The organism is Dyella sp. 2RAB6, assembly GCF_052115385.1.
In the GTDB taxonomy this organism is placed as follows: Bacteria; Pseudomonadota; Gammaproteobacteria; order Xanthomonadales; family Rhodanobacteraceae; genus Dyella_D.
In genome coordinates, this window is record NZ_JBFRGP010000001.1 from 1 (window position 1) to 22,745 (window position 22,745).

Sequence of the window (22,745 nt, forward strand, 5' to 3'; positions counted from 1 at the left end):
CCAAGGGCATGGATCTGGCGTCGCTGACCCAGGCGCAGTTGAACAAAGTGGCGCGTGAACTCAACGAACGGCCACGTAAGACGTTGGGCTTCTTGACACCTGCCCAGAAGCTGCAGGAAGTTGTTGCGTCGACCGATTGAAACCGCCCCAGCAGAGAGAAAGTAACTCGGGCGCCGGCAGGCGCACGAAATGCCCGCTGCATAAGCGGCCAGTTCGCGTTAACGCGAAAATTAAACGATACCTTTACTGGATCCCGGCCTACGCCGGGATGACAAGTAGGAGGCCTACGCCAGGACGACGAGCTTTAGCGCAGCGCGAGAAAATCCGGGCTCACGACAAAGCGCACAGCGTCAAGACGCAACCGCGCCTGCGGAAGCGCCTCCAGCAGCGCCGTGCGCTCCCCCGCCACAGCAGCAACCTCAGCCTCGCTGATAGCAGGATTCACGGCGCGCAGCGCCAACAACCGCGAAAGCTCCGCATCGAGCGCCTCCGTCGCCGCCGCGACAGCGGCATCCACGTCAGCTTTAGCGAGCCCGGCGGCGAGCTCCTCCGCCTTCTCCAGCATCGGCGGCACCAGCTTCGCAAGAAACTTGCGATACCGCGGCACCTCGATATTGCGGTCCGCCGCCTTGCGCAAAGCCAGCTCGCTCGGCTGAAACCCGGCGCGCTCGGTCAAGCGCGTATCGACCGTCACCTGCACCGGCAACACCGGCAGAAAACGCTCGGCGTCCAGCTTGCGATCCGCCACGCATTCGAGCAGATACACCGCCTGCAGCAGCGCCGTGCGCGCCGGCAGCGTGTCGTCGACCAGGAAGGCGGCATTGCCTTCCTCGCCGGTCAGCACCAGGTCCAGCGCACCGGCCGTCATCGGATGATCCAGCCGCAGCAGCGGCAGGTCTTCGCGGGCCAGCGCGACGTCGCGCGCAAACGTCACCGCCACGGGGCCTTCGCTGAAACCGGGCAGGGCGTCGGTGGACAGGTATTGCGGATCGAGCAGCAGCACCTTGCCGCCGAGTTCTTCGGCGTGGATGCCGAACTGTTCGAGCAGGCGCTGGATGAAATCGTCGCGGCCGGGATCGTGTTCTTCGCGGGTGAACGCCTGCTGCAAGGCGTCGGCGTGCAGGTCGCGGCTGGCGGCCAGTTCCAGCAGATGATCGCGGCCGTCGCGGATCAGTGCGGCCATTTCCTCGTGGCTGGCGCGGGTTTCGGCCAGCAGCACGTCCAGTTCCTGGTCGCGGTTGTCGTCGCCGCGCGCGTGTTCGTCGGCCAGGCGCGCCAGCGGTTCGCCGTAGCGGCGCAGCAGTTCGCGGCCGTCGGCGGGGCTGAGGCGGAAGGCGTCCACGCCTTCGTCGTACCAGCGCGCCAGTACGTGCTGCGCGCTGTCGGCTACGGCCAGGATGTGGATGCTGATGTCGTGCTTCTGGCCGATGCGGTCGAGGCGGCCGATGCGCTGTTCGAGCAGGTCCGGATCCAGTGGCAGGTCCCACAGCACCAGGCGGTGGGCGAACTGGAAGTTGCGGCCTTCGGAACCGATCTCGGAACAGATCAGCAGGCGTGCACCGTCCGGTTGCGCGAAGTACGCCGCATTGCGGTCGCGCTGCACGATGCCGAGGCCTTCGTGAAAACGCGCCACGCCAACACCGCTCTTGGTGCGCAGCGATTCTTCCAGGGCCAACACCTTGGCCTGGCTGCGGCAGATCAGTAGGAACTTGTCTTGCGGATGCGCATCCAGCAGCGTCACCAGCGCATCGACGCGCGGGTCGGCGGAATAGTCCGGCTCCTGCGGCGGCGAGGGCTGCTGGATATCGGCGTGGAATTCGGCGAGCAGGGCCTGGCGGCCGTCTTCGCTGAGCAGGCCGGCGTCCAGCAGGTGCCACACCGGCACGCGCTGCGGGAAGCCGCCGATGCCGGCACGGCGGTTGCGGAACATGGCGCGGCCGGTGCCGTGGCGGTCGATCAGCGCGGCGAGCAATTCGCGCGCATGCGCAGGCTTGGTGCTGTCGGCCAGATGCGCGAGCAGGGCGTCATCGCCGGCGAAGGCCTCGCGCAGGCGGGCCTGTTGCGTAGCATCCAGCGGCTCGCCATCGAGCAGGCGGTCGGCGATCTGCGACAGGTCCTGGAAACTGTCGGCCTCGGCCAGGTAACTGGCCAGGTCGCGGTAGCGCTGCGGATCGAGCAGGCGCAGGCGGGCGAAGTGGCCGCTGCGGCCGAGCTGTTCCGGGGTGGCGGTGAGCAGGATCACGCCGGGCGTGGCGGCGGCCAGGCGCTCGACCAGCGCATAGCGCGGGCTGGCGGCCTCGGGGCTCCAGGCCAGGTGATGCGCTTCGTCGACCACCAGCAGGTCCCACGGCGCGGCCAGCAGTTGCTCGGCGCGCTTGGCGTTGTGTTCGAGGAAGCCGAAGTCGGCGATCACCAGTTGTTCGTCTTCGAACGGATTGGCGCCGTCGCCGTTCAGGTCCAGCGACTCGCAGCGCTCTTCGTCGTAGATGGCGAAGCTGAGGTTGAAGCGGCGCAGCAGTTCCACGAACCACTGGTAGACCAGGGTGTCCGGCAGCAGCACCAGCACGCGCTGGGCGCGGCCGGTGGCCAGCTGGCGGGCCAGGATCATGCCGGCCTCGATGGTCTTGCCCAGGCCGACCTCGTCCGCCAGCAGCACGCGCGGCGGACGGCGCGCGGCGGCGATGCCGGCCACGCGCAGCTGGTGCGGGACCAGGCCGATGCGTGCGGCGCCCAGGCCCCAGGCGGCGGAGCGGCGGGCCGCGGCGCGCCGCTGCAGGCCTTCCAGGCGCAGGTCGAAGCGGGCCACCGGGTCGGTGCGGCCGCCGATCAGGCGGTCGTCGGCCTGGCTGACGCTCTGCTCGTCGTCGAGCTGGCCTTCGTGCAGCTCGCGGCCTTCGCCGCGGTAGATCAGCAGGTCTTCCTTGATCTCGACCCGTTCGACCAGGAAGGCGATGCCCTTGCCGCAGATGCGCTGCCCGGCGCGGAATTCCGCGCGCACCAGCGGCGCCGAATCCACCGCATAGGGCCGCAGCACGCCGGCTTTGGCGAACAGCACCTGCACGCCGCGTCCCTCCACCCGTAGCACGGTGCCGAGGCCCAGCTCCGGTTCGGCGGTGGAGATCCAACGTTGGCCTGGTACGAACATCGGCGCTGCTTTTTTTGGCGAATCGGGTCGGGGATTATCCGCTCACATGGGGAGAATGCCTAGGGAAAGAGGATGGGAAAAGGGGATGGCAGGGCTGCGCGGGGCGCCGCGGAAGCGGCCGGGTCGATGGCCGAGGCGCCGAATCGTAGCCAGTAGTGCCCGGTGAACCGACGCACGTACTGTTCTGAAAGGAACGTTCCACGCTTATCGGAAGGATGCGGCCGCTCGTCGGACTTTGCTTGGCGTGATCGACTTATCGCGCAGAAAGTAAGCCCCTGTCGCAAGGGGAGCATGCCGATGCATGCCATCACGCGCATCGACGGCCGATCCGGCTGAAGCGCGTTCACCGCCACCAGCCGTTCGACGCTCGCCGTTGAATGCCACTCACCGGCGCCAGCCATTCGGTTGCGCGCCATCGATACGAGCCATGGAGCCGGGGCATGTGCGCCGGCGCGTACCGTCATGCCTATTCGCCAGCTTTTTGCTATCCGTCGCGGGGTCGCGCCGCGTTGTCTCGCTTTCATCTTGACGGGCAGCTTGCCGCTGGCCATCGCGCAGAACGCTGCGCCCGCGGCGGTGACGGAACTGAGCCCGACGCCGCCGAACCTGACCCAAGGCGTGGCGCCGAACATCGCGGTGACCTTCGACAACTCGGGCTCGATGTCGTGGAACTACATGGGCGACATGCGACCCTTCGACGACCAGCGCTGGTCCGGTCCGTGGCAATGCGCCGGTGTGATCGATCCGCGCGTCAGCAGCGCGACGGATATCCGCTCGCGCACCATGAACGGCGTGTACTACAACCCGAACGTGCTGTACCTGCCGCCGATCGGCGCCGATGGCACGGCGTTTCCCGACGCCGATGCAGGCGGCGACCTGACGCGCGTGCCGGTGGAAGGCACGGCGATCCATCGTCCGCGCAATCCGGTGGCGCTGGATGCCAGGAGCGAATTTCGCGGCAACCCGAACAGCCCGACCATGCGATCGCCTTCGTGGGAGACGCGATCGGCGGCTCATCTGGCCGGTGCCTATGAACCGGCGCGGCCAGGGCGGCCGGCTCACGACTATCGCTGGGGGTGCGGGAACCGCCAGGCGTCGCCGATGGATGGAAGGACGATCGGGCCCGATGGGAGGGCCTATCCCAACGGCGGTCCCTACTACTACCGCTACAGATCTTCCGCGCCATCGATTGCGGTCGATGCCTACGGCAATCCGACCGGCGCCGGCCGGGGCAATCTCTACAGCGGCGCAAACTGGGAGGCGGTCGCCATCCGCAACCGGAACGTGATCATCGATGGCGTCACCGTCAACGAATGGAAGAACTTCGCCAACTGGTACGCCTACTACCGCACGCGCATCCTGATGACGCGCACGGTGATGTCGCGCGTATTCGCCAAGCTCGGTGCACCCGCGACCGGTGGCGGCTACGGCAGCCCGTTCCGCGTGACCTGGCAGAACCTCTACACCGATGACACGTTCCGCCTGCAGGACAGCGCGATCATCAGCACGCTGATGGACGCCAACTCGCCGGCCTGCGTCGCCGCCAACGTCAATCCGGTGGTTCTCGGACTGCAGGCGGGCACGGTGAAGACGCCGCCGAACTGCTATCGCTCGGCCTTCTTCAATTGGATTTTCGAGGTGATGCCCAAAGGTGGCACGCCGTTGCGCGCATCGACCATCCGCGCCGGTACTTTCTTCCAGCGCGGCAGAGGCAATACGGGCGCTACCGGCGATCTGCACGATCCGTACTGGGAGCCGCCAGCGAAGCCCGGCGCGGACGGGTTGGAGCTGACCTGCCGGCAGAATTTCCACATGATGGTGACCGACGGCTATTGGAACGGAGCGAATCCGTCGCCGCTGCCCGCGCCGTTCAAGGACAGCCAGAGCCCGCACACGCTGCCCGATGGCGTGCGCTATTCCTCCTACGCCGCGGAGTCGCGCGTGTTCTGGGATGTGCAGGGCAGCAAGTACACCTCGTCGCTGGCGAATATCGCGTTTCACTACTGGGCGACCAACCTGCGGCCGGATCTCTACGATCCGGCCAAGGGCAAGCTGGTGCCGCCGTACATGCCGGACAAGAGTGTCGGCGTGGTGCCGGGTGCCGCTACGCCGGCGCTGGAGCAGTACTTCAATCCGAAGAACGACCCCGCCAACTGGCCGCACCTGGTGCAGTACATGGTGACCCTGGGCATCGCGGGCAAACTGAATTTTTCCGATGATGCGAATTGCACGGTCGCCGCGTCGAACGATCTGTGCGCCTTGCGCCGAGGCAGCACCAACGCGACCGGCGCCGCCGGCTGGACCCGGCCGGAGGGCGACCTGCCGGCCGCGGTGGACGACACCTGGCATGCGGCGATCAATGGCCGCGGCGCCTATTTCAGCGCGGCCAATCCGCAGCTGCTGGTGGACCAGCTCAGCTCGATCCTCACCAGCATCAGCGCGCGTGCGGTGCCGGCCAACACGGGGGCGGTGAACTCGGCCGTGCTGGTGGCCGGCGCATTGGGTTTCAACGCCGGCTACAGCTCGGCGGACTGGAGTGGCAGCCTGCAGGCGATGGCGCTGACGGCGCGTGGCGAGATCGCGGCGATGGCGTGGGATGCGGGGGCGATCCTGGACAAGATGGATCCGGCGAAGCGCCATATTTTGACGGCCGTGCGCCACGCCGACGGCAGTTTCAAGGGCGGTGTTGCGTTCAAGCATTTCGGCGAGCTGGATCGCGACGCGCAGGCATCGCTGGGCGGCCATCCGGCCAGCGCCCAGGACACCGGGCAGGCGCGCCTCGATTATCTGCGTGGCGAGCGCAGCAAGGAGAACAACACGTTCCGCGCGCGCAATCATCTGCTGGGCGCGATCATCGGTTCGCAGGCGGTGTATGTGAGCTATCCGTCCAGCAGTTACCGCAACAGCTGGCCTGCCGGTTCGCCGGAGCAGGCCGCGGTGGCGGGCGATGCGTCCGACTGCGCGACGAAGAAGCCGCTGACCTGCCATACGTACGAGGCGTTCGTGCAGAACAACCTCAGCCGCAAGCCGGTGGCGTATGTGGGCGCGAACGACGGCATGCTGCATGCGTTCGACGCCTCGCTGATCACCGACAGCAACGGCAACGTGACGCCCGCCATCGGCGCTGGCCAGGAACTGTTCGCCTACGTGCCACGCACGGCCTATGCCAACCTGGGCAACTTCACCGTCAAGAACGGTTTCAAGTTCATGCCGACCGTCGATGGCGTGCCGGTGACGCGCGACGTGTACTTCAGCCAGGCCACCGCCACGCCGGTATCCACCTCGCAAGGCTGGCGCACGCTGCTGGTAGGCGGACTGCGGCTGGGCGGTCGCGGTGTGTATGCGCTGGACATCACCGATCCCGGCGCGATGGGTGCGGGCAAGGTGTTGTGGGAATTCAACGCCGACGCGCCCAATCAGGCGGCGTGGACCGACGGTTCGATCAGCAACCCGGGCGGCAAGGCGTCCAACCTGGGCTACACCTACGGCCAGCCGAACATCGGCCGCCTGAACACCGGCAAGTGGGTAGTGCTGGTGCCGGGTGGTTACTTTCCGGATTGCACCAAGGCTCCGTTCACCGGCGCCAACTGCAGCGCACCCGCAGCGGCGTTCAACACCTACAGCTCGCTGTTCGTGCTGGATGCGCAGACCGGCAAGCTGATTCGCGAGCTGAAGACGCCGGACGCGAACCACGGTGGTGCCGACAGCCATGGCCTGGCCACACCGGTGCTGGGCGACTACAACGACGATCAGGTCGACGACGTGGCGTTTGCCGGTGACCTGGATGGCAATCTGTGGCGCTATGACCTGACGTCGAGCGATCCGAACCACTGGGCCGTGACGCTGGCGTTCAAGCCGGATACCGCTGCCGCGCAGCCGATCACCAGCATGCCGCGCCTGTTCGCCGATCCGGTCACTAACAAGTTCATCGTGGTGTTCGGCACCGGCAAGTACCTGGGCGTAGGCGACAACACCAGCGGCAGCGCGGCGACGCAGTCGGTGTATGGCATCCGCGATATCGGCGCGACGGTGACGCGCAGTGCGCTGATGGCGCAGACCCTGACCGAGGCAACGGCGGACGATGGCAAGACCATCGCACGCGGCCTGACCGACGCCGCGGTGCCGTCGAGCAAGCAGGGGTGGTACTTCGACCTGGGACCATCGACCTCATCGGCTGGCGAGCGTGTGGTGGTGAGGCCTGGCGCGCTGTTCGATACGGGGCGCGCCGTTATCCAGACGCTGATCCCCGGCACCAACGATCCATGCAACGCCAGCATCCAGGGCGCACTGATGGTGGTGAATGCGGCCACCGGCGGTGCGAACGGCGGCTTGTCGGCGCCGGGCGTGTCGGCCTGGAACGGCGCCGGCAAGTACGTGGTGGGCGGCCGGGTGAACGACCCGCGCACTACCGGCACGGTGCCGCTGGTGACCGCGGTGGGCGGCGGCAGCGTGCTGGTGCCGGGCTTGAAGCTCACCGGCAGCAATCATGTGCTGAACATCAACGACGCCCTGTGGCGGCGCCGGTCCTGGCGGCAAATCATTCGCTGAGCGAAGCCGCCCGTCTGGCCGAAGCCCCGGGCAGGCCCCGATCTAGTGCGATCCAGTGCTCATTTCTATTGCGAAGCCACGCATTCCCGCTGGATGGGCCTCGCCGCTCATCGGACGAATCCTGCCGCTTGTCGGATTCCGCTTGTGGGAATTCTCCTGTCCTAACGAGAGTAGCCGCGGCTCAAGGGGAGAATCCGTCATGCATGCTGTGTCACGTCAGCGCGGCGTTTCGCTGATCGAAGTGCTGATGGCCGTGCTGATCTTCAGCATCGGCCTGATCGGCCTGGCTGGCCTCATGGTCATGGCAACCCGCTCCAATCACTCAGCCTACCAGCGCACCCAGGTCACCTTCCTGGCCAGCACCATGGCCGACCGCATGGGCGCCAATCCGGTGGGTGTGTGGAGCGGCTTCTATAACGCCACCGGCTACCCGGTGGCCGCCAGCACCGCCTCGAACAACGACTGCAGCTCCGGCTGCACGCCGCAGGAGCTGGCCGCCTCGGACCAGCGCGCCTGGAGCCGGCAGCTGAGCAGCTTCCTGCCGAATGTGAGCGCCGTCATCAGCTGCAACAACGCCCCGGCCGGCTATACGCCGGCGGGCTGGACGATGGGCACGCCCGCCTCGGGCGCCACCGCCGCGGTGCCGGCCGACCCGGGCCAGGTGGGCATGCGGCCGCCGTACGGCGGCGTGTGCAACATGCGCATCGCCTGGGACGAGCAGCAGTCCGGCACTGGTCCGCAGCAGACGACCGGCGTCGCCCAACAGACCTTCTCGTGGACCTTCCAGCCGTGACCAATTCAGCGCATCCGACCCTTGCCGGCCGGGCCGCCCAGGCCGGCCTTACCCTGATCGAACTGATGGTGGCGATGGTGCTGGGCCTGGTCGTGGCCGGCGGCGTGGTCGCCATCTTCAATTCCACCTCCTCGAGCAACCGCGCGCAGACGCAGCTGGCGCGCTTGCAGGAAGAAGGCCGCTTCGCGGTGACCCGGCTCAAGCAGGACCTGGGCATGGCCAACGGCCAGTACTGCACCAACTCCGGCGGCGTGGCCAAGCCGGCGGCGGCATCGCAGCTCTACCTCGATGGCCTGCGCTCGCCAATGGTGTATGCCAAGGGCCTGCCGGCCGCGATCGGCGACATGACGACCGCCTTCGGCGCGACCAGCGCCACCAATACCTATCCGGCCGCGCCGACGGCGCAGTATTCGATGCCGTCGTACCTGTTCATGCGCGGCTACGACTGCACCGCCACGGCCTGCAAGCCGATCGATCCGAATACCGCCATCACCAGCATCCCCGCCACCGGCAAGGCCGTGGGCAACCGCGTGATCGGTACCGACGTGCTCACCGTGCGCTATGTCAACGCCGACCGCGGCTGGGCGATCCGCAGCGGCGGCACCTCGATCGCCACGGCCGCCTCGACCGGTTCGGTAATCACCAGCATCACCCTGGCGCCCGCCACTTCGGCCGGCGAACCGCCGGCCAGCGATTTCGCCAGCGGCGACATGGCCATGCTGGCCGACTGCTCCAACGCGCAGGTGTTCGCGGTGACCAAGACCGGGTCGACGCTGACCCCGGACAGCACCAACAACTTGGGCTCGCCAGCGCCGCAGCAGCCGCTGTCGGCACCGAAGCTGTTCGATTTCAACCGCGATTTCCAGACCGTCACCTACTACGTGAAGATGGTGGACAACGGCAATGGCAACGGCCAGACCACCGGTGCGCTGATGCGTCGCGTCAACGGCGGCGCGTTCAAGTCCGACGGCACCACCGCCAACCCGGGCGGCAGCGAGGACGAGCTGGTGCGCGGCGTGGAGCGGATGGACTTCCGCTACGGCATCCAGGACGCGAACGGCAAGGTGCGCTATGTCACCGCCGACGTGGTGGATGCCGCCACCGGCATCACCTGCCCGCCGGGCGAACTCAACAAGATCACCTCCGCCGGCTGCCTGTGGCGCGCGGTATCGAGCATCGAGATCAACCTGGTGATCGACGGCCAGATACCGCTGTACACGCTGACCGCGAACGACCTGGCCTACACCTATGGCATCGACGGCAAGACCACGCCGGCGGCGCCGACCGCGCACGGCATCAAGCCGAGCGACCAGGGTTTCGTCAATCCGCTGTTGCGGCGCGAGTTCACCGCGGTAGTGGCGGTACGCAATTTCAATCCGTAAGGCGGGACGCCGCCTGGCGGTCACGAAGGGGAAACACATGATGTACGCACGCTCTTGTCCGCGGCCGTCGCGCGCGCATCGCCAGCGCGGCGTGGTGCTGATCGTCGCGCTGATCTTCCTGGTGCTGCTGACCATCCTGGCGCTGAGCGCGTCGGGCCGCTCGCTGCTGCAGGAGCGCATGGCCGGCGGCCTGCGCAATACCAGCCTGGCGGACATGGCGGCGGAGACCACACTGCGCGGCGTGGAATGGAAGCTGTGGACCAGCACGACCAAGCTGACCACCGCGCCGCTGCTGTGCGGCTCCGGCGTGCTGGCCGGCAACTGCTATCGCTATGACCCGAGCAATACGGCGTTGTATGGCGCCAACGGCAGCATCACCAAGTTCCGCACTGGTGCGGGTTGGATCACCACCGGCACGGCGACCTACAAGGGCGCGGACGGCAGCACTGATTTCACCGCGCTGACCGGCAATCAGAAGACGGGCGCCCTGGCCAAGAACCCGGTCTATCTGATCGAGGACATGGGCACGGAGCTGCCGCCGGGAGCGAGCGGCGGCCTGCACGAATCCGGTGCCACCGGCACCGGCGGCAGCGGTGCCGGAAGCACCAGCCGCCACGTCTACCGCATCACGGCGCGCGCCACCGGCGCGGACGCCAACACGGTGAGGGTGATGGAAAGCACCTTCGCCGCCAAAAGCAATTAAACGCGAACCACTGAGCCCACGAGCTTTCGAGCCGGAGCCATCCAGCCATGCGTATTCCCCCCTTCTTCTCGACACGCCGCGGCAGCGCCGCGCTCGTGCTCGGCCTGACCCTGCTGAGCGGGTTGTCGGTACCGTTCGTGCCGACGGCCGATGCGCAGATCGCGCCGGTGCTTGCTACCAGCATCCTGGCGACGTCCAGCACGGCTGCGCCGGCCGCGGTGGTGGAGCTGAGTCCCACGCCGCCGAACCTGACCCAGGGCGTGGCACCGAATATCGCGGTGACCTTCGACGATTCGGGGTCGATGGGCAGCAATTACATGGGTGACAGTCGGCCGTTCGACAACAACGATTGGGATAGCGAGTGGCAATGCGCTGGCGTGATCGATCCGCGCATTAGCAGTGCGACGGACATTCGTTCCCATGCGATGAACGGCGTCTATTACAACCCGAATGTGCTGTACCTGCCGCCGATCAAGGCGGACGGCACGTCATTCCCCAATGCGGATGCAAGTCTGGTGAGGGTGCCGCTGGATGGCATTTCGGTGAATCGGCCGCGTAACCAGAAAACCTTGGCCGCCACCGGTACTTATAGGAACAACCCGAACGGAACGACCGATCCGACGGGTGCGACGAATCTGACCGGCCTGTTTACCGCCGCCAGCAATTCGACGCAGACTTTTACGGGCGCTTCGTGTCCAGGTAATGAGGATACTGGCTCGTGCGTATGTCTTGATAAAAGGCCGAACGGAAACTGTAAATCGACGTCGAAGTACCAATGGACGATAACGACTAATACGCCGCAGTCCGACAATCGGTGGGTATGCGCCGGCGGCCAGTCGTCGCCGATGGACGGCACGTCGCTCGGCTCCGATGGGAGGGCTTACCCCAACGGCGGCCCGTACTACTACCGCTACAAGTCGTCCGCGCCGGCCATCGCCGTGGATACCTATGGCAATCCTACTGCCGCCGCCCTGAGCAACAATCTGTACAACAGCGACAACTGGGAAGCGGTCGCCGTCCGCAGCGAAAACGTGACCATCGGCGGTGTGACCGTCAACGCCTGGCAGAACTTCGCCAACTGGTACGCCTACTACCGCACGCGCAACCTGATGACGCGCACGGCGCTGTCGCGCGTGTTCGGCAATCTGGGTGCTCCCGATTCGAATGGCGGGTACGGCAGTGCGTTTCGCATGGCCTGGCAGAATCTGTACACGTCCGACACGTTCACGCTTCAGAGCGACACCATCATCAATAGGCTGATGGACGTCAATTCGCCGGCTTGCGATGCATCCAGTGCCGACCCGTACGCTATCGGCGTGCAGACCGGCACGGTGAAGACGCCGCCGAACTGCTATCGCTCGGCCTTCTTCAACTGGATCTTCTCGGTGCCGGCCACGAGTGCGACGCCGCTGCGTGCGGCGACGATTCGCGCGGGCAAGTTTTTCCAGCGCGGCAAGGACAACACGGGTGCTACCGGAGACCTGCACGACCCGTACTGGGAGCCGCCGACAAAGACGGGTGCCGACGGTCTTGAGCTGACCTGTCGCCAGAATTTCCACATGGTGGTCACGGACGGTTATTGGAACGAGTCCCCTGATCCCACGCTGCCCACGCCTTTCAACGACGGCCAGACAGCGCAGACACTGCCTGACGGAACGAGCTTCTCCACTTCGGCGGCCGAGTCGCGTGTGTTCTGGAATGTGCAGGGCAGCAAGTACACTTCCTCGCTCGCTAATATCGCCTTCAACTACTGGGCGACGAACCTGCGCCCGGACCTCTACGATCCCACCAACGGCAAGCAAGTGCCGCCGTATATGCCGGACAAGACCACCGGCGTGGTTTCAGGCGCGGGTTCGACGGCGCTGGAGCAGTATTTCAATCCGAAGAACGATCCCGCCAACTGGCCACACCTGGTGCAGTACATGGTGACGTTGGGTATCGCGGGCAATTTGAACTTCTCCAATGACGCCGATTGCGTCGTGGCCACGGCAAACGACCTGTGCGCGCTGCGCCGCGGCCAGACCAATTCCACCGGCGCCGTCGGCTGGACCCGTCCGGCGAACAACTCGCCGCCGGGCATCGATGACACCTGGCATGCTGCGATCAACAGCCGCGGCGCGTACTTCAGCGCGGGCAACCCGCAGAACCTGGTGGATCAGCTCAGCGCGATCCTTACCAACATCAGCGCACGTACCATCCCGGCCAATACCGGCGCGGTGAACACGGCGGTGCTGGTGGCCGGCGCGCTTGGTTTCAATACCGGTTACAGCTCAGCGGATTGGAGCGGCACGTTCCAGGCGGTTTCGATCGCCACCAACGGCGTCACCTCGACGGTGGTGTGGGATGCGGGAGCGATCCTCGACGATGCCACCAAGACCGTGCCAGCCAACCGGGCCATTTTCACCGCCAAGGAAGGCAGCGACGGCAGCTTCGGCGGTGGTGTGGCATTCAAGACGTTCTCGGACCTGGACAGCGCCGGGCAGACCCTGCTGAGCGGCACGCCGGCCAGCGTTGACGCCACCAACGATACCGGTCAGACGCGAGTGGATTACCTGCGCGGCGACCGCGGCAAGGAAACGACCACGTTCCGCACCCGCAACCATCTGCTGGGCGCGATCATCGGCTCGCAGGCGGTGTATGTGAGCTTTCCGTCCAGCGGCTACCGCAACAGCTGGCCTACCGGTTCGCCGGAGCAGACCGCGGTAGCGGGCGATGCGTCCGACTGCGCGACGAAGACACCGCTGACCTGCCACACCTATGAGGCGTTCGTGCAGAACAACCTCGCCCGCAAGCCGGTGGCGTACGTGGGCGCGGACGACGGCATGCTCCACGCATTCGATGCGTCGCAGACGACCGATACCAATGGCAACGTGATTCCGACCACCGGTGCAGGCAAGGAACTGTTCGGCTACGTGCCGCGTGCCACCTACGGCAACCTGGGCAACCTCACCGTCAAGAACGCCTTCAAGTTCATGCCGACCGCCGACGGCATCCCCGTCACGCGCGACGTGTACTTCGGCGCCGACACCACCACGCCGGTGGCTACCTCGGCGGGTTGGCACACCCTGCTGGTAGGCGGACTGCGCCTCGGCGGGCGCGGCGTGTATGCGCTGGACATCACCGATCCGACGGCGATGGCCGCCGGCAAGGTGCTGTGGGAATTCAACGCCGATGCGCCCGATCAGGCGGCCTGGACCGACGGTTCGATCAGTAACCCCGGCGGCAAGGCGTCCAACCTGGGCTACACCTACGGCCAGCCGAACATCGGCCGTCTGAACACCGGCAAGTGGGTGGTGCTGGTGCCGGGCGGTTACTTCCCGGATTGCACCAAGGCTCCGTTCACCGGCGCCAACTGCAGCTCGCCGGCAGCCGCTTCCAACACCTACAGCTCGCTGTTCGTGCTCGATGCGCAGACCGGCAAGCTGATCCGCGAGCTGAAGACGCCCGATGCGAGCAACGGCGGCGCCGCCAGCCATGGCTTGGCCACACCAGTGCTGGGCGACTACAACGACGACCAGGTCGACGACGTGGCCTTCGCCGGTGATCTGGATGGCAACCTGTGGCGCTACGACCTGTCGTCGAGCGATCCGGGTACCTGGTCGATCACCCTGGCGTTCAAGCCGGCGACTGCGGGGGCCCAGCCGATCACCAGCATGCCGCGTCTGTTCGCCGATCCGGCGACCAACAAGTTCATCGTGGTGTTCGGCACCGGCAAGTACCTGGGCGTGGGCGACAACACCAGCGGCAGCGCGGCGACGCAGTCGGTGTATGGCATCCGCGATAACGGCACCACGGTGACGCGCACCCAGCTGGTGGCGCAGACCTTGAGCGAGGCGACCGCCGACGATGGCAAGACCATCGCGCGCGGCCTGACCGACAACGCGGTGGACAGCACCAAGGGCGGCTGGTACTTCGACCTGGGTCCGTCGACCTCGTCGGCCGGCGAGCGCGTGGTGGTGACGCCCGGCGCGCTGTTCGACACCGGCCGCGCCGTCATCCAGACGCTGATCCCCGGCACCAACGATCCGTGCAACGCCAGCATCCAGGGCGCGTTGATGGTGGTGAATGCGGCGACCGGCGGTGCGAATGGTGGCCTGTCGGCGCCGGGTGTAACGGCCTGGAACGGCACCGGCAAGTACGTCGTCGGTGGCCGGGTGAACGATCCGCGCACCTCCGGCACGGTGCCGCTGGTGACCACGGTGGGCGGCGGCAGTGTGCTGGTGCCGGGCCTCAAGCTCACTGGCAGCAATAACGTTCTGAACATCAACGACGCCGTCTGGCGCCGCCGCTCCTGGCGAGGGATTACGCAATGATCAAGAACTTGATGCGCCTGCGCGACCGCAGTACGCGCGGCTTCACCCTGGTCGAGCTGATGGTGGTGGTGGCGATCATCGCCATCCTCGCCGCCTTCGCGATACCGAATTACCTGCGCTATGGCATCCGCGCACGGCGTTCGGACGGGCAGAACCTGCTGCTGCGGGTGGCTTCCGCGCAGGAGCGGTTCTATTCGACCAATAATCGCTACGGCAGTCTGAGCGACATCGGCTTCGTCAACAGCACGGCGTCGGACAAGGGCTACTACACGGTCGCCGTGACGCCCGCCACGCCGGCCACGACGTTCACCGCCACGGCGACGCCGGTGAGCGGCGGCGCCCAGGCCAAGGACGACTGCAAGGCGCTGAACGTCAACAGTTACGGCGTGAAAGGCGCGACCGGTTCCACCACCAACGGCAAGTGCTGGTGACCGCCATGAATCGACAGGGGAAGAATGGCTTCAGCCTGGTCGAACTGATGGTGGCGCTGGCGGTGGCGGCGATCCTGCTGGTGGCGGCCGGGCCGAGCTTCCGCGATGCGATCCGGCGCAACAAGGTGAGCTCGACGAGCAACGCCTTGCTGGCCGATATCGCCTATGCGCGCAGCGAAGCGATCAACCGCGGCAACGTGGTGTCGATCTGCCCGAGCTCGGACCAGGCCACCTGCACGTCCAGCGGCAAGGCCTACGAAGGCGGCTGGCTGATCTATACCTACCAGCCCGGCAAGGGCGTGGTGACCACGGCTTACAGCACCAACGCAACGGATGGCGCGATCCTGCTGCGCACGTCCAATGCGCGCGACAGCGTGTCGATCCAGGCGCTGGACAGTGTGATCCTGAGCTTCGGTTCGCAGGGCCAGGTGCGCCGCACCGACAACAAGCAGCCGAAGTTCGCCACCTGCTTCCGTGCCGCGAATGACAGCGGCACCGGCACCAGCAGCACCGCGGTGCCCGGCGCGCAGCTTACGGTGAATGCTTCCGGCAGCACGACGTCGCAATCGTTGGGCGTACAGACCACCTGCACGCCGAGCTGACGCCAGCCAGCAGGAGCGACGCCGCCATGGCGTCGCTCAGGTCTCGCTCCATTGGCGCAGCAGGTTGTGATAGACGCCGGTGAGCGAGAGCAGGGTGGAGCGATCGGTGTCCGGCTTGGCGGTGAGCGACTGGATCGCAACGTCCAGGTCGAACAGCAGGCGCCGCTGTTCCTCATGGCGCACCAGGCTTTGAATCCAGAAGAACGCCGCAAGGCGCGCGCCGCGCGTCACCGGGCGCACTTCGTGCAGGCTGCTGGAGGGATACAGCAGCAGGTCGCCGGCGGGCAGTTTCGCTTCGTGCTCGCCGTAGGTGTCGTTGACGACCAGTTCGCCGCCGTCGTATTCGTCCGGTTCGGCGAGAAACAGCGTGCAGGAGAGATCGCTGCGCAACTGCCCGCCACCGGGCAGCGCCATCACGGCGCCATCGACGTGGTAGCCATAATGTCCGCCGCCTTCGTAGCGGTTGAAGCGCGGCGCCAGCGCGCGCAACGGCAGCGCCGCGGCGTGATAGAGCGGATGGTGCGCGAGTGCGTCGAGGATCAGGCGGCCCAGCGCTTCGCGCACCGGCGAGGTTTCCGGCAACTGCAGATTGCGTTTCACCTGCGCGCCTTGCGCGCCGACGGTCTGGCGGCCGTCGGTCCAGTCGGCACGATCCAGTTCGGCGCGGACATGGAGCAATTGGTCCGGCGAGAGCACGTTGGGGATATGCAGCAGCATGGCCGGTCCTCGCGGAGCGCCGTAGGTTGGGGTGAGCGCAGCGAACCCCAACGTTGCGGTGGCATGTGAGGCCTGTTGGGGTTCGCCTGCGGCTCACCCCAACCTACGGGGAATCGAAGAGTCAGAAGCGCACGTTGGCCGTGAGCATAGCCGAACGCGGCGCAGCGGGCGTGTAGCGGTAGCCGCTCTTGTTGATCGCCGCGACGTAGTCCTTGTCGAACAGGTTGTACAGGTTCAACTGCAGGTCGACGTGCTTGTTGATCGGGTACGTGGCCACCGCGTCGAACACCCAGTACGACTTGGTATACGCCGGCGTGCCTATCGCGCCGTCGGTGCCGCGCTTGAGCTGGTCGTTGTAGCGCGCGCCGCCGCCGATGGTCAGGCCGAACGGCAGGGTGTAGGTGGTCCACGCGGTGAAGGCGGACTTCGGCGTGTACGCAAGATCCGAACTGCCGTCGCTGGTGACCACGCTGCCGCTGAGCACCTTGCTGTCCATCACGGTGTAGCCGGCGCTGATCGCCCAGTGCTCGGTGAGCTTGCCCACCGCGCTGAGCTCCACGCCCTGCACACGCTTCTTGCCGGTCTGGTAGTACTGCAGGTCGGTCGGATCCTGCACCACGTCATTGTTGATCTCGGTGCGGTAGATGGCGCCGGTGAGCATCAGGCGGCTGTCGTAGAACTCCCACTTGGTGCCGACTTCGGCGGTCTTGGCCTTCTGCGGATTGAAGTTGGGATTGTCCGCGCTGTTGGCCGAACTGCTCAGCGTCAGCGTGCTGCCGCCGGGCGGCTGCTGCGAGATGGCGTAGTTGGCATAGATGCTGGCGTTGGTGGCGGGCTTGTACAGCACGCCGACCTTCCAGTTGGTGAGGTTGCCGCTCTTGCGCGCATTCAAGCCGGGCACGGCCGAGTTGGCGGGCAGGGCGCCGCACACGGGAGCATTGCGGCCGCCGCAGGTCACCGCGCTGTCGAACTCGGTCTTGTAATGGTCCAGGCGCACGCCGGCGTTGACCTGCCATTGCTCGTTGAACTTCAGCGTGTCGAACACGTAGGCCGAATAGGTGTCGGTCTTGCCGTGCGTGTAGCTGCCGTTGCGGAACCACTGCATGCCCGCTACGTGCGGGTTCGGGCGATACAGGTTCGCCGCGGGCCAGGTGTTGAGCAGCGAGACGGTGCCGATGGTGTTGGCTTCCTCGCGGGTCAGCTCGATGCCGGAGCTGAGGTTGTGCGTGATGCTGCCGGTCTGGAAGTTGGCGGTGAGGTTGAACTGGTCGGTGAGGATCTTGTTGGTCTGATCCTTGAACGTCGGGTTGCTGCGCGCGACGGTCCAGGTCGACGGATCGTTCGGGTTCGGCGTGAGCAGGTTGGCCGCGGTCGCCATGAACGAGGTCAGCAGGTAGTCCTGCCTGGTGCGGCCCCAGCGCAGCGTGTTGTGCAGCGCCAGGTCGTCGCTGAAGTCGTGTTCCACGCGCACGGTGAACAGGTCGGCCTTGACGTGGTCGTGGTCGGCGTCGGTGCCGTAGAAGTTCGACGGATCGACCGGGCGCGCACTGGCCAGCCACGGACGCTTGGGATCGGGGCTGCTGTAGCCGGGCAGGCCGATGGTGGAGACGCCGCCGTCGGGGATGTTGTTCTGCTTGACGTGCAGGTAGTTGAGGTACACGCGGGTGGCGGTGCCCAGGCCGAAGGCCAGCGAGGGCGCGACGGCCCAGCGGTTGTTCTCTACTTCGTCGCGGCCGGGCGTACCGCTGTTCTGCGCCATCAGGTTCAGGCGGAACGCGCTGCTGGCGCCGAGCACCTGGTTCCAGTCGGCAGTGGCGCGCTTGCGGTCGGAACTGCCGTAGGCGAGCTGGCCGGACACGGCGTTCTGCAGCAGCGGCTGCTTGGTCACCAGGTTGATCGCGCCGGTCGGCGCGGTGCGGCCGTAGTCGGTGCTGGCCGGGCCCTTGGTCACTTCCACCTGTTCGATATTGAAGATGTCGCGCGAGATGCTGCCGGTGTCGCGCACGCCGTCCACGAAGATGCTGTTGGACGTGTCGAAGCCACGCATGTAGATGCCGTCGCCGGTGGTGGTGCTGCCGTTCTCGCCGGCATAGAAGGTGCCCACGCCCGGGGTGTTGCGCAGCGCCTCGGTCAGCGTGGTGGCGCCTTGCTGCAGGAACAGATCCTTGGTGATCACCGAGATGGTCTGGGTGGTGTCGAGCAGGGGCTGGGTGAACTTGGGCGAGTCCACTTTGTCGGCGACGTAGTCGCTGCCGCGCGTCGCTTCGACCGTCACCGCCGTCAGGCTCTTGGCCTTGGCCTGCTGCGGATCCGACGCGATGTCGTCTGACGCCATGGCCGGCGTGGCCAGGGCCAGGCCGGTGAGCAGCGCGGCGGTGGCTGCGGCGAGCTGGCCGGGCTGCAGCCGGGCGGTAGGAGCGGAGTGCTTGCGGCTTTTGATGTAGGCCATGGGATGTCCAGATGCATCGGAGATAAGGCGGGCGCGCGGCGGCAGCCCATGCGCGCATGCGCCCACGCCGCCGCGGCGATCGCGCGGCACGGGCTGCAGGGAGTTGTCGATCACGGCGCTGCCGGTAGACCCCTGGGTAGGCCGTGATCTTCACATCGTATTTTTAATGAGAATGATTTGCAATCATTCCGTTCAGGCGCCAACCGGAGCCCATGCCGCGGCGGCGTACACTTCCGCTTCCCCTCGCCGGCCCCCGCAAGAACGGGCCGGCTGCTCGCAGGAGATGTATCGATGCGCATCCTCGTAGTCGGCGCCGGCGCCACCGGTGGCTATTTCGGCGGACGCCTGCTGGAAAGCGGGCAGGACGTGAGCTTCCTGGTGCGGCCGGCACGCGCGCAGGCGCTGGCCACGCACGGCCTGGCGATCCGCAGCGCACTGGGCGACGCCAACCTGCGCGCGCCGACGGTCACGGCCGGCGAACTGCGCGAGCCCTACGACCTGATCCTGCTCAGCTGCAAGGCCTACCACCTGCCGCAGGTCATCGCCGATATCGCTCCGGCGGTGGGCGAGGGCACGGCGATCCTGCCGCTGCTCAACGGCATGCGGCACCTGGATGCGCTGGATGCGCGTTTCGGTGCGGCACGCGTGCTCGGCGGCCTGTGCGTGATTGCCGCGACACTCGGCACGGACGGCGAGATCCGCCACCTCAACCGCTCGCACAGCCTCAGCTTCGGCGAGCGCGACGGCTCGCGCTCGGCACGCGTGGAACGGATTGCGCAGGCGATGGAGGGCGTGAAGTTCGAAGCGCGCCTCAGCAGCGAAGTGCTGCAGGACATGTGGGACAAATGGGTCTTCCTCGCCTCGCTCGCCGGCATCACCTGCCTGATGCGCGCGCCGGTCGGCGCTATCGTCGCCGCGCCGGGCGGCCTGGAAGCCACGCTGGCCATGCTGGAAGACTGCCGCCGCGTCGCCTCCGACCACGGCCATGCCCCCGCCGAAAGCGTGCTGGCGAAAGCGCGCGGCGTGCTGACCGAAGAAGGCTCGACGCTGAGCGCTTCGATGATGCGCGACCTGGAACAGGGCAGCCCGGTCGAAGCGGATCATGTGATCGGCGACCTGATTGCCCGCGCTGCGCCTGGCACTGCGCTGCCGCTGCTGCGCACGGCGTATGCGCACTTGAAGGCCTACGAAAACCGCCGCGCGGGTTAAGTCTCGTCATTCCGGCGCAGGCCGGGATCCAGTAGCGAGGCGGTACATGCAGACGAAAAGCGCCCATGGAGGTTTTCGCGAAAATCATGCGGCGGCGCCACTGGATCCCGGCCTGCGCCGGGATGACGGCAAAATAAAAGCGCCGCACTCTCGTGCGGCGCTTTTTTTCAGCAACGAAACGCCGCGACTCACGCCGCGGCGGCACCACTTACCAGATCTTCACCTGCTTCTCGCCATCCCGCACCATCGCATCGCCGGTCTTGCACTGGAACGCCTTGGCGAAGGCTTCCATGTTCGACGGTGCGCCGATCGCGCGCAGCGATACCGGGGCGTGCGGGTCGGTGTTGAGCGAGAGCAGGGCCTGCTTCTCGCGCACGTGGCCGCGCCACACGCGGGCCCAGTTGAGGAAGAAGCGCTGGTCCGGCGTATAGCCTTCGATCTTCTGCTCGGCGGAACCCGGCGTCTTGGACAGCACGCTTTGCAGCGCGTCGTAAGCCACATTCATGCCGCCCAGGTCGGCGATGTTCTCGCCCAGGGTCAGCTTGCCGTTGACGTGCGCGTCCGGCTTGTCCTTGATCGGCGTGTAGTCGCTGAACTGCGCCACCAGCTTGTCGGTGCGCGCGTCGAACTTGGCGCGGTCGTCCTTGGTCCACCAGTTTTCCTGGTTGCCGGCGCCGTCGAACTGGCTGCCTTCGTCGTCGAAACCGTGGCTGGCCTCGTGGCCGATCACGGCGCCGATGCCGCCGTAGTTGATGCCGTCGTCGGCGCTGGCGTCGAAGAACGGCGGCTGCAGGATCGCGGCCGGGAAGTTGATGGTGTTGTCGGTGGGGTTGTAGTACGCGTTCACCGTCTGCGGCGTCATGCCCCAGTCCTTGCGGTCGGTGGGCTTGCCGATCTTGGCCAGGTCGTAGTCGTAGTTGAACTTCGACGCGGCCTGCACGTTGGCGTAGAAATTGTCGCCGCTCACGTTGAGGCCGGACCAGTCACGCCACTTGTCCGGGTAGCCGATCTTCGGCAGGAAGGTGTTCCACTTGGCGACGGCCTTTTCCTTGGTGGCGTCGCTCATCCAGTCCAGCTTCTCGATGCGCGCCTTCAGAGCGTTGCGCACGTTGTCGACCAGCTCCTGCGCACGCTCCTTGGCTTCGGGCTTGAACACCTTGGCCACGTACAGCTGGCCCAGCGCCTCGCCCATCGAACCGTTCACCGCGGCCAGCACGCGCTTCCAGCGCGGCTTCTGCTGCGGCTGGCCGGCCAGGGTCTTGCCGTAGAAGTCGAACTTGCTGTCCTGGAACGCCTTGCTCAGGTACGGCGAGGCATCGCTGATGGTGTGGAAGCGCAGGTAGGCCTGCCACTGCTCCAGCGGCGCGGCGGCCAGCAGCTTGTCGAACTCGGCGAAGAACTTCGGCTGCGACAGCGAGAAGCCCTTGTCGATGTTCACGCCCTGGGCGGTGAAGAACTTCTCCCAGCTGAAGTGCGGAGTGACCTTGTCGGCCTCCTTCACGCTGACGAAGTGGTACTGGTTCTTCGGATCGCGCTCTTCCACCGGCGCCAGCGAAGCCTTGGCCAGCTCGGTCTCGAACTTCAGCACGTCGTCGGCCTGCTTCTTGGCGTCGGCCTCGGCGGTGCCGGTCAGCTGCAGCGCCTGGGCGATATGCGCCACGTAAGCGTCGCGGATTTCCTTGTACTTCGGATCCAGGTAGTAGTCCTTGGTCGGCAGACCCAGGCCACCCTGGTTGGCGTAGCCGATCTGCATGTCGGCGTGCTTGAAGTCCGCACCCGAGCCGAACTGGAACACCTGGCCGTCGCCTTCGGCGTAGCTCTTGGTGAGGTAGTCGGCCACGTCCGCGCCGCTCTTCAGCGCGCCGATGGCGTCGAGCTTGGGCTTGATCGGCTCGAAGCCGGCCTTCTCGATCGCGTCGTCGTTCATGCCCGACTGGTACAGCAGGCCGATCTTCTGCTCGATCGAGCCGGCCTGCGCCTGCGCAGCGCCCTTGGCGGCGGCGTCGACGATGTCGTGCTGGGTGTTGAGGCTGTTTTCCGACAACTGGTCGAAGGCGCCCCAGCGGGTGCGGTCTTCGGGGATCGGGTTGGCGGCGACCCACTTCGCGTTGACGAAGCCGTTGAAGTCCTGGCACGCGTTGATGCCGGTATCGAGCTCGCTGACGTCGAAGGGGCTCTTCTTGGCGGCGGGCGCGGCGGCGGTGGTGGCGGCCGGGGCCGGCGCGCTGCCGGCGGCGGCGGGGGCGGTCTGCTCGGCCTCGTGCTTGCCGCAGGCGGACAGCGTCAGGGCCAGGCTCACCGCAAGGGCGAGCGGCTTCAGGTACGGCTTGGTCATGGATCTCCCTCTCAATCGAATGGCGCCCCCGCGGGGCGATAAGTGCTGGTACGGCCGGTACCGCGGGTATCCCCTGTCACGGCCGCGACCTTCGACCCTAGGCCAAAGGTCACGGGGC

The 22,745-nt window shown here is 66.5% G+C and carries 13 protein-coding genes and 1 pseudogene; 9 read left to right on the forward strand and 5 right to left on the reverse strand.

The window, feature by feature from the left end; translation table 11 throughout:
• Window positions 1-140, forward strand: a pseudogene (locus AB4083_RS00005) (IS30 family transposase); the annotation flags it as partial.
• A gap of 164 nt (window positions 141-304) precedes the next feature.
• On the opposite strand, the gene rapA reads toward AB4083_RS00005, so the two are convergent.
• Window positions 305-3,145, reverse strand: a complete 2,841-nt coding sequence (rapA, locus tag AB4083_RS00010; RefSeq protein WP_441605698.1) for an RNA polymerase-associated protein RapA — start codon at window positions 3,143-3,145, stop codon at window positions 305-307.
• Between the two features lie 59 nt (window positions 3,146-3,204).
• A complete protein-coding gene (locus tag AB4083_RS00015) occupies window positions 3,205-3,696 on the reverse strand; it encodes a hypothetical protein (protein WP_441605699.1) in 492 nt (163 codons plus the stop codon).
• Here AB4083_RS00015 and AB4083_RS00020 point away from each other — a divergent pair.
• The 7 genes from AB4083_RS00020 to AB4083_RS00050 all read left to right on the forward strand — a co-directional run bounded on the left by AB4083_RS00020 (window position 3,683) and on the right by AB4083_RS00050 (window position 15,917).
• Window positions 3,683-7,693, forward strand: coding sequence for a pilus assembly protein (locus AB4083_RS00020; protein ID WP_441605700.1), 4,011 nt, complete (start codon window positions 3,683-3,685; stop codon window positions 7,691-7,693). The two genes, AB4083_RS00015 and AB4083_RS00020, sit on opposite strands and share 14 nt — an antisense overlap.
• A gap of 199 nt (window positions 7,694-7,892) precedes the next feature.
• Window positions 7,893-8,486 carry a type IV pilus modification protein PilV gene (gene pilV, locus AB4083_RS00025; RefSeq protein WP_441605701.1) on the forward strand — a complete coding sequence of 198 codons (594 nt, stop codon included), beginning with the start codon at window positions 7,893-7,895 and terminating at the stop codon, window positions 8,484-8,486.
• Window positions 8,483-9,868, forward strand: a complete 1,386-nt coding sequence (locus AB4083_RS00030) for a PilW family protein (protein WP_441605702.1) — start codon at window positions 8,483-8,485, stop codon at window positions 9,866-9,868. The genes pilV and AB4083_RS00030 overlap by 4 nt, the downstream gene beginning before the upstream one ends.
• Before the next feature lie 37 nt (window positions 9,869-9,905).
• On the forward strand, window positions 9,906-10,571 hold the full coding sequence (locus AB4083_RS00035; protein WP_441605703.1) for a pilus assembly PilX family protein: 666 nt from the start codon (window positions 9,906-9,908) through the stop codon (window positions 10,569-10,571).
• Window positions 10,572-10,618: 47 nt separating this feature from the next.
• A complete protein-coding gene (locus tag AB4083_RS00040; RefSeq protein WP_441605704.1) occupies window positions 10,619-14,884 on the forward strand; it encodes a pilus assembly protein in 4,266 nt (1,421 codons plus the stop codon).
• Entirely contained in the window at window positions 14,881-15,315 is a 435-nt protein-coding gene (locus AB4083_RS00045; protein ID WP_441605705.1) for a type IV pilin protein, read from the forward strand. The genes AB4083_RS00040 and AB4083_RS00045 overlap by 4 nt, the downstream gene beginning before the upstream one ends.
• Before the next feature lie 5 nt (window positions 15,316-15,320).
• The gene (locus AB4083_RS00050) at window positions 15,321-15,917 is read left to right on the forward strand and encodes a GspH/FimT family pseudopilin (protein WP_441605706.1); all 597 of its coding nucleotides are present in this window, start codon (window positions 15,321-15,323) and stop codon (window positions 15,915-15,917) included.
• A gap of 36 nt (window positions 15,918-15,953) precedes the next feature.
• Here the strand turns inward: AB4083_RS00050 and AB4083_RS00055 are convergent, their stop codons facing one another.
• Window positions 15,954-16,634: a Fe2+-dependent dioxygenase gene (locus AB4083_RS00055; RefSeq protein WP_441605707.1), complete on the reverse strand. Its 681-nt coding sequence runs from the start codon at window positions 16,632-16,634 to the stop codon at window positions 15,954-15,956.
• A 121-nt stretch (window positions 16,635-16,755) separates the two neighbouring features.
• The gene (locus AB4083_RS00060) at window positions 16,756-19,083 is read right to left on the reverse strand and encodes a catecholate siderophore receptor Fiu (protein WP_441605708.1); all 2,328 of its coding nucleotides are present in this window, start codon (window positions 19,081-19,083) and stop codon (window positions 16,756-16,758) included.
• Window positions 19,084-19,374: 291 nt separating this feature from the next.
• On the opposite strand from AB4083_RS00060, the gene panE reads away from it, so the two are divergent.
• Window positions 19,375-20,292, forward strand: coding sequence for a 2-dehydropantoate 2-reductase (panE, locus tag AB4083_RS00065; protein ID WP_441605709.1), 918 nt, complete (start codon window positions 19,375-19,377; stop codon window positions 20,290-20,292).
• A gap of 208 nt (window positions 20,293-20,500) precedes the next feature.
• On the opposite strand, the gene AB4083_RS00070 is transcribed toward panE, so the two are convergent.
• Window positions 20,501-22,627 (reverse strand): M13 family metallopeptidase, encoded by a 2,127-nt coding sequence (locus AB4083_RS00070; RefSeq protein ID WP_441605710.1) that lies wholly within the window; start codon window positions 22,625-22,627, stop codon window positions 20,501-20,503.
• Between the last annotated feature and the right edge of the window lie 118 nt (window positions 22,628-22,745).

Bases quoted from the DNA above. Each gene is read 5' to 3' on its own strand.
- panE (WP_441605709.1), top strand. From the start codon at position 19,375: ATGCGCATCCTCGTAGTCGGCGCCGGCGCCACCGGTGGCTATTTCGGC.
- AB4083_RS00055 (WP_441605707.1), bottom strand. From the start codon at position 16,634: ATGCTGCTGCATATCCCCAACGTGCTCTCGCCGGACCAATTGCTCCAT.
- AB4083_RS00015 (WP_441605699.1), bottom strand. From the start codon at position 3,696: ATGGCCAGCGGCAAGCTGCCCGTCAAGATGAAAGCGAGACAACGCGGC.
- AB4083_RS00060 (WP_441605708.1), bottom strand. From the start codon at position 19,083: ATGGCCTACATCAAAAGCCGCAAGCACTCCGCTCCTACCGCCCGGCTG.
- AB4083_RS00045 (WP_441605705.1), top strand. From the start codon at position 14,881: ATGATCAAGAACTTGATGCGCCTGCGCGACCGCAGTACGCGCGGCTTC.
- rapA (WP_441605698.1), bottom strand. From the start codon at position 3,145: ATGTTCGTACCAGGCCAACGTTGGATCTCCACCGCCGAACCGGAGCTG.
- AB4083_RS00070 (WP_441605710.1), bottom strand. From the start codon at position 22,627: ATGACCAAGCCGTACCTGAAGCCGCTCGCCCTTGCGGTGAGCCTGGCC.
- AB4083_RS00040 (WP_441605704.1), top strand. From the start codon at position 10,619: ATGCGTATTCCCCCCTTCTTCTCGACACGCCGCGGCAGCGCCGCGCTC.
- AB4083_RS00050 (WP_441605706.1), top strand. From the start codon at position 15,321: ATGAATCGACAGGGGAAGAATGGCTTCAGCCTGGTCGAACTGATGGTG.
- AB4083_RS00035 (WP_441605703.1), top strand. From the start codon at position 9,906: ATGATGTACGCACGCTCTTGTCCGCGGCCGTCGCGCGCGCATCGCCAG.
- pilV (WP_441605701.1), top strand. From the start codon at position 7,893: ATGCATGCTGTGTCACGTCAGCGCGGCGTTTCGCTGATCGAAGTGCTG.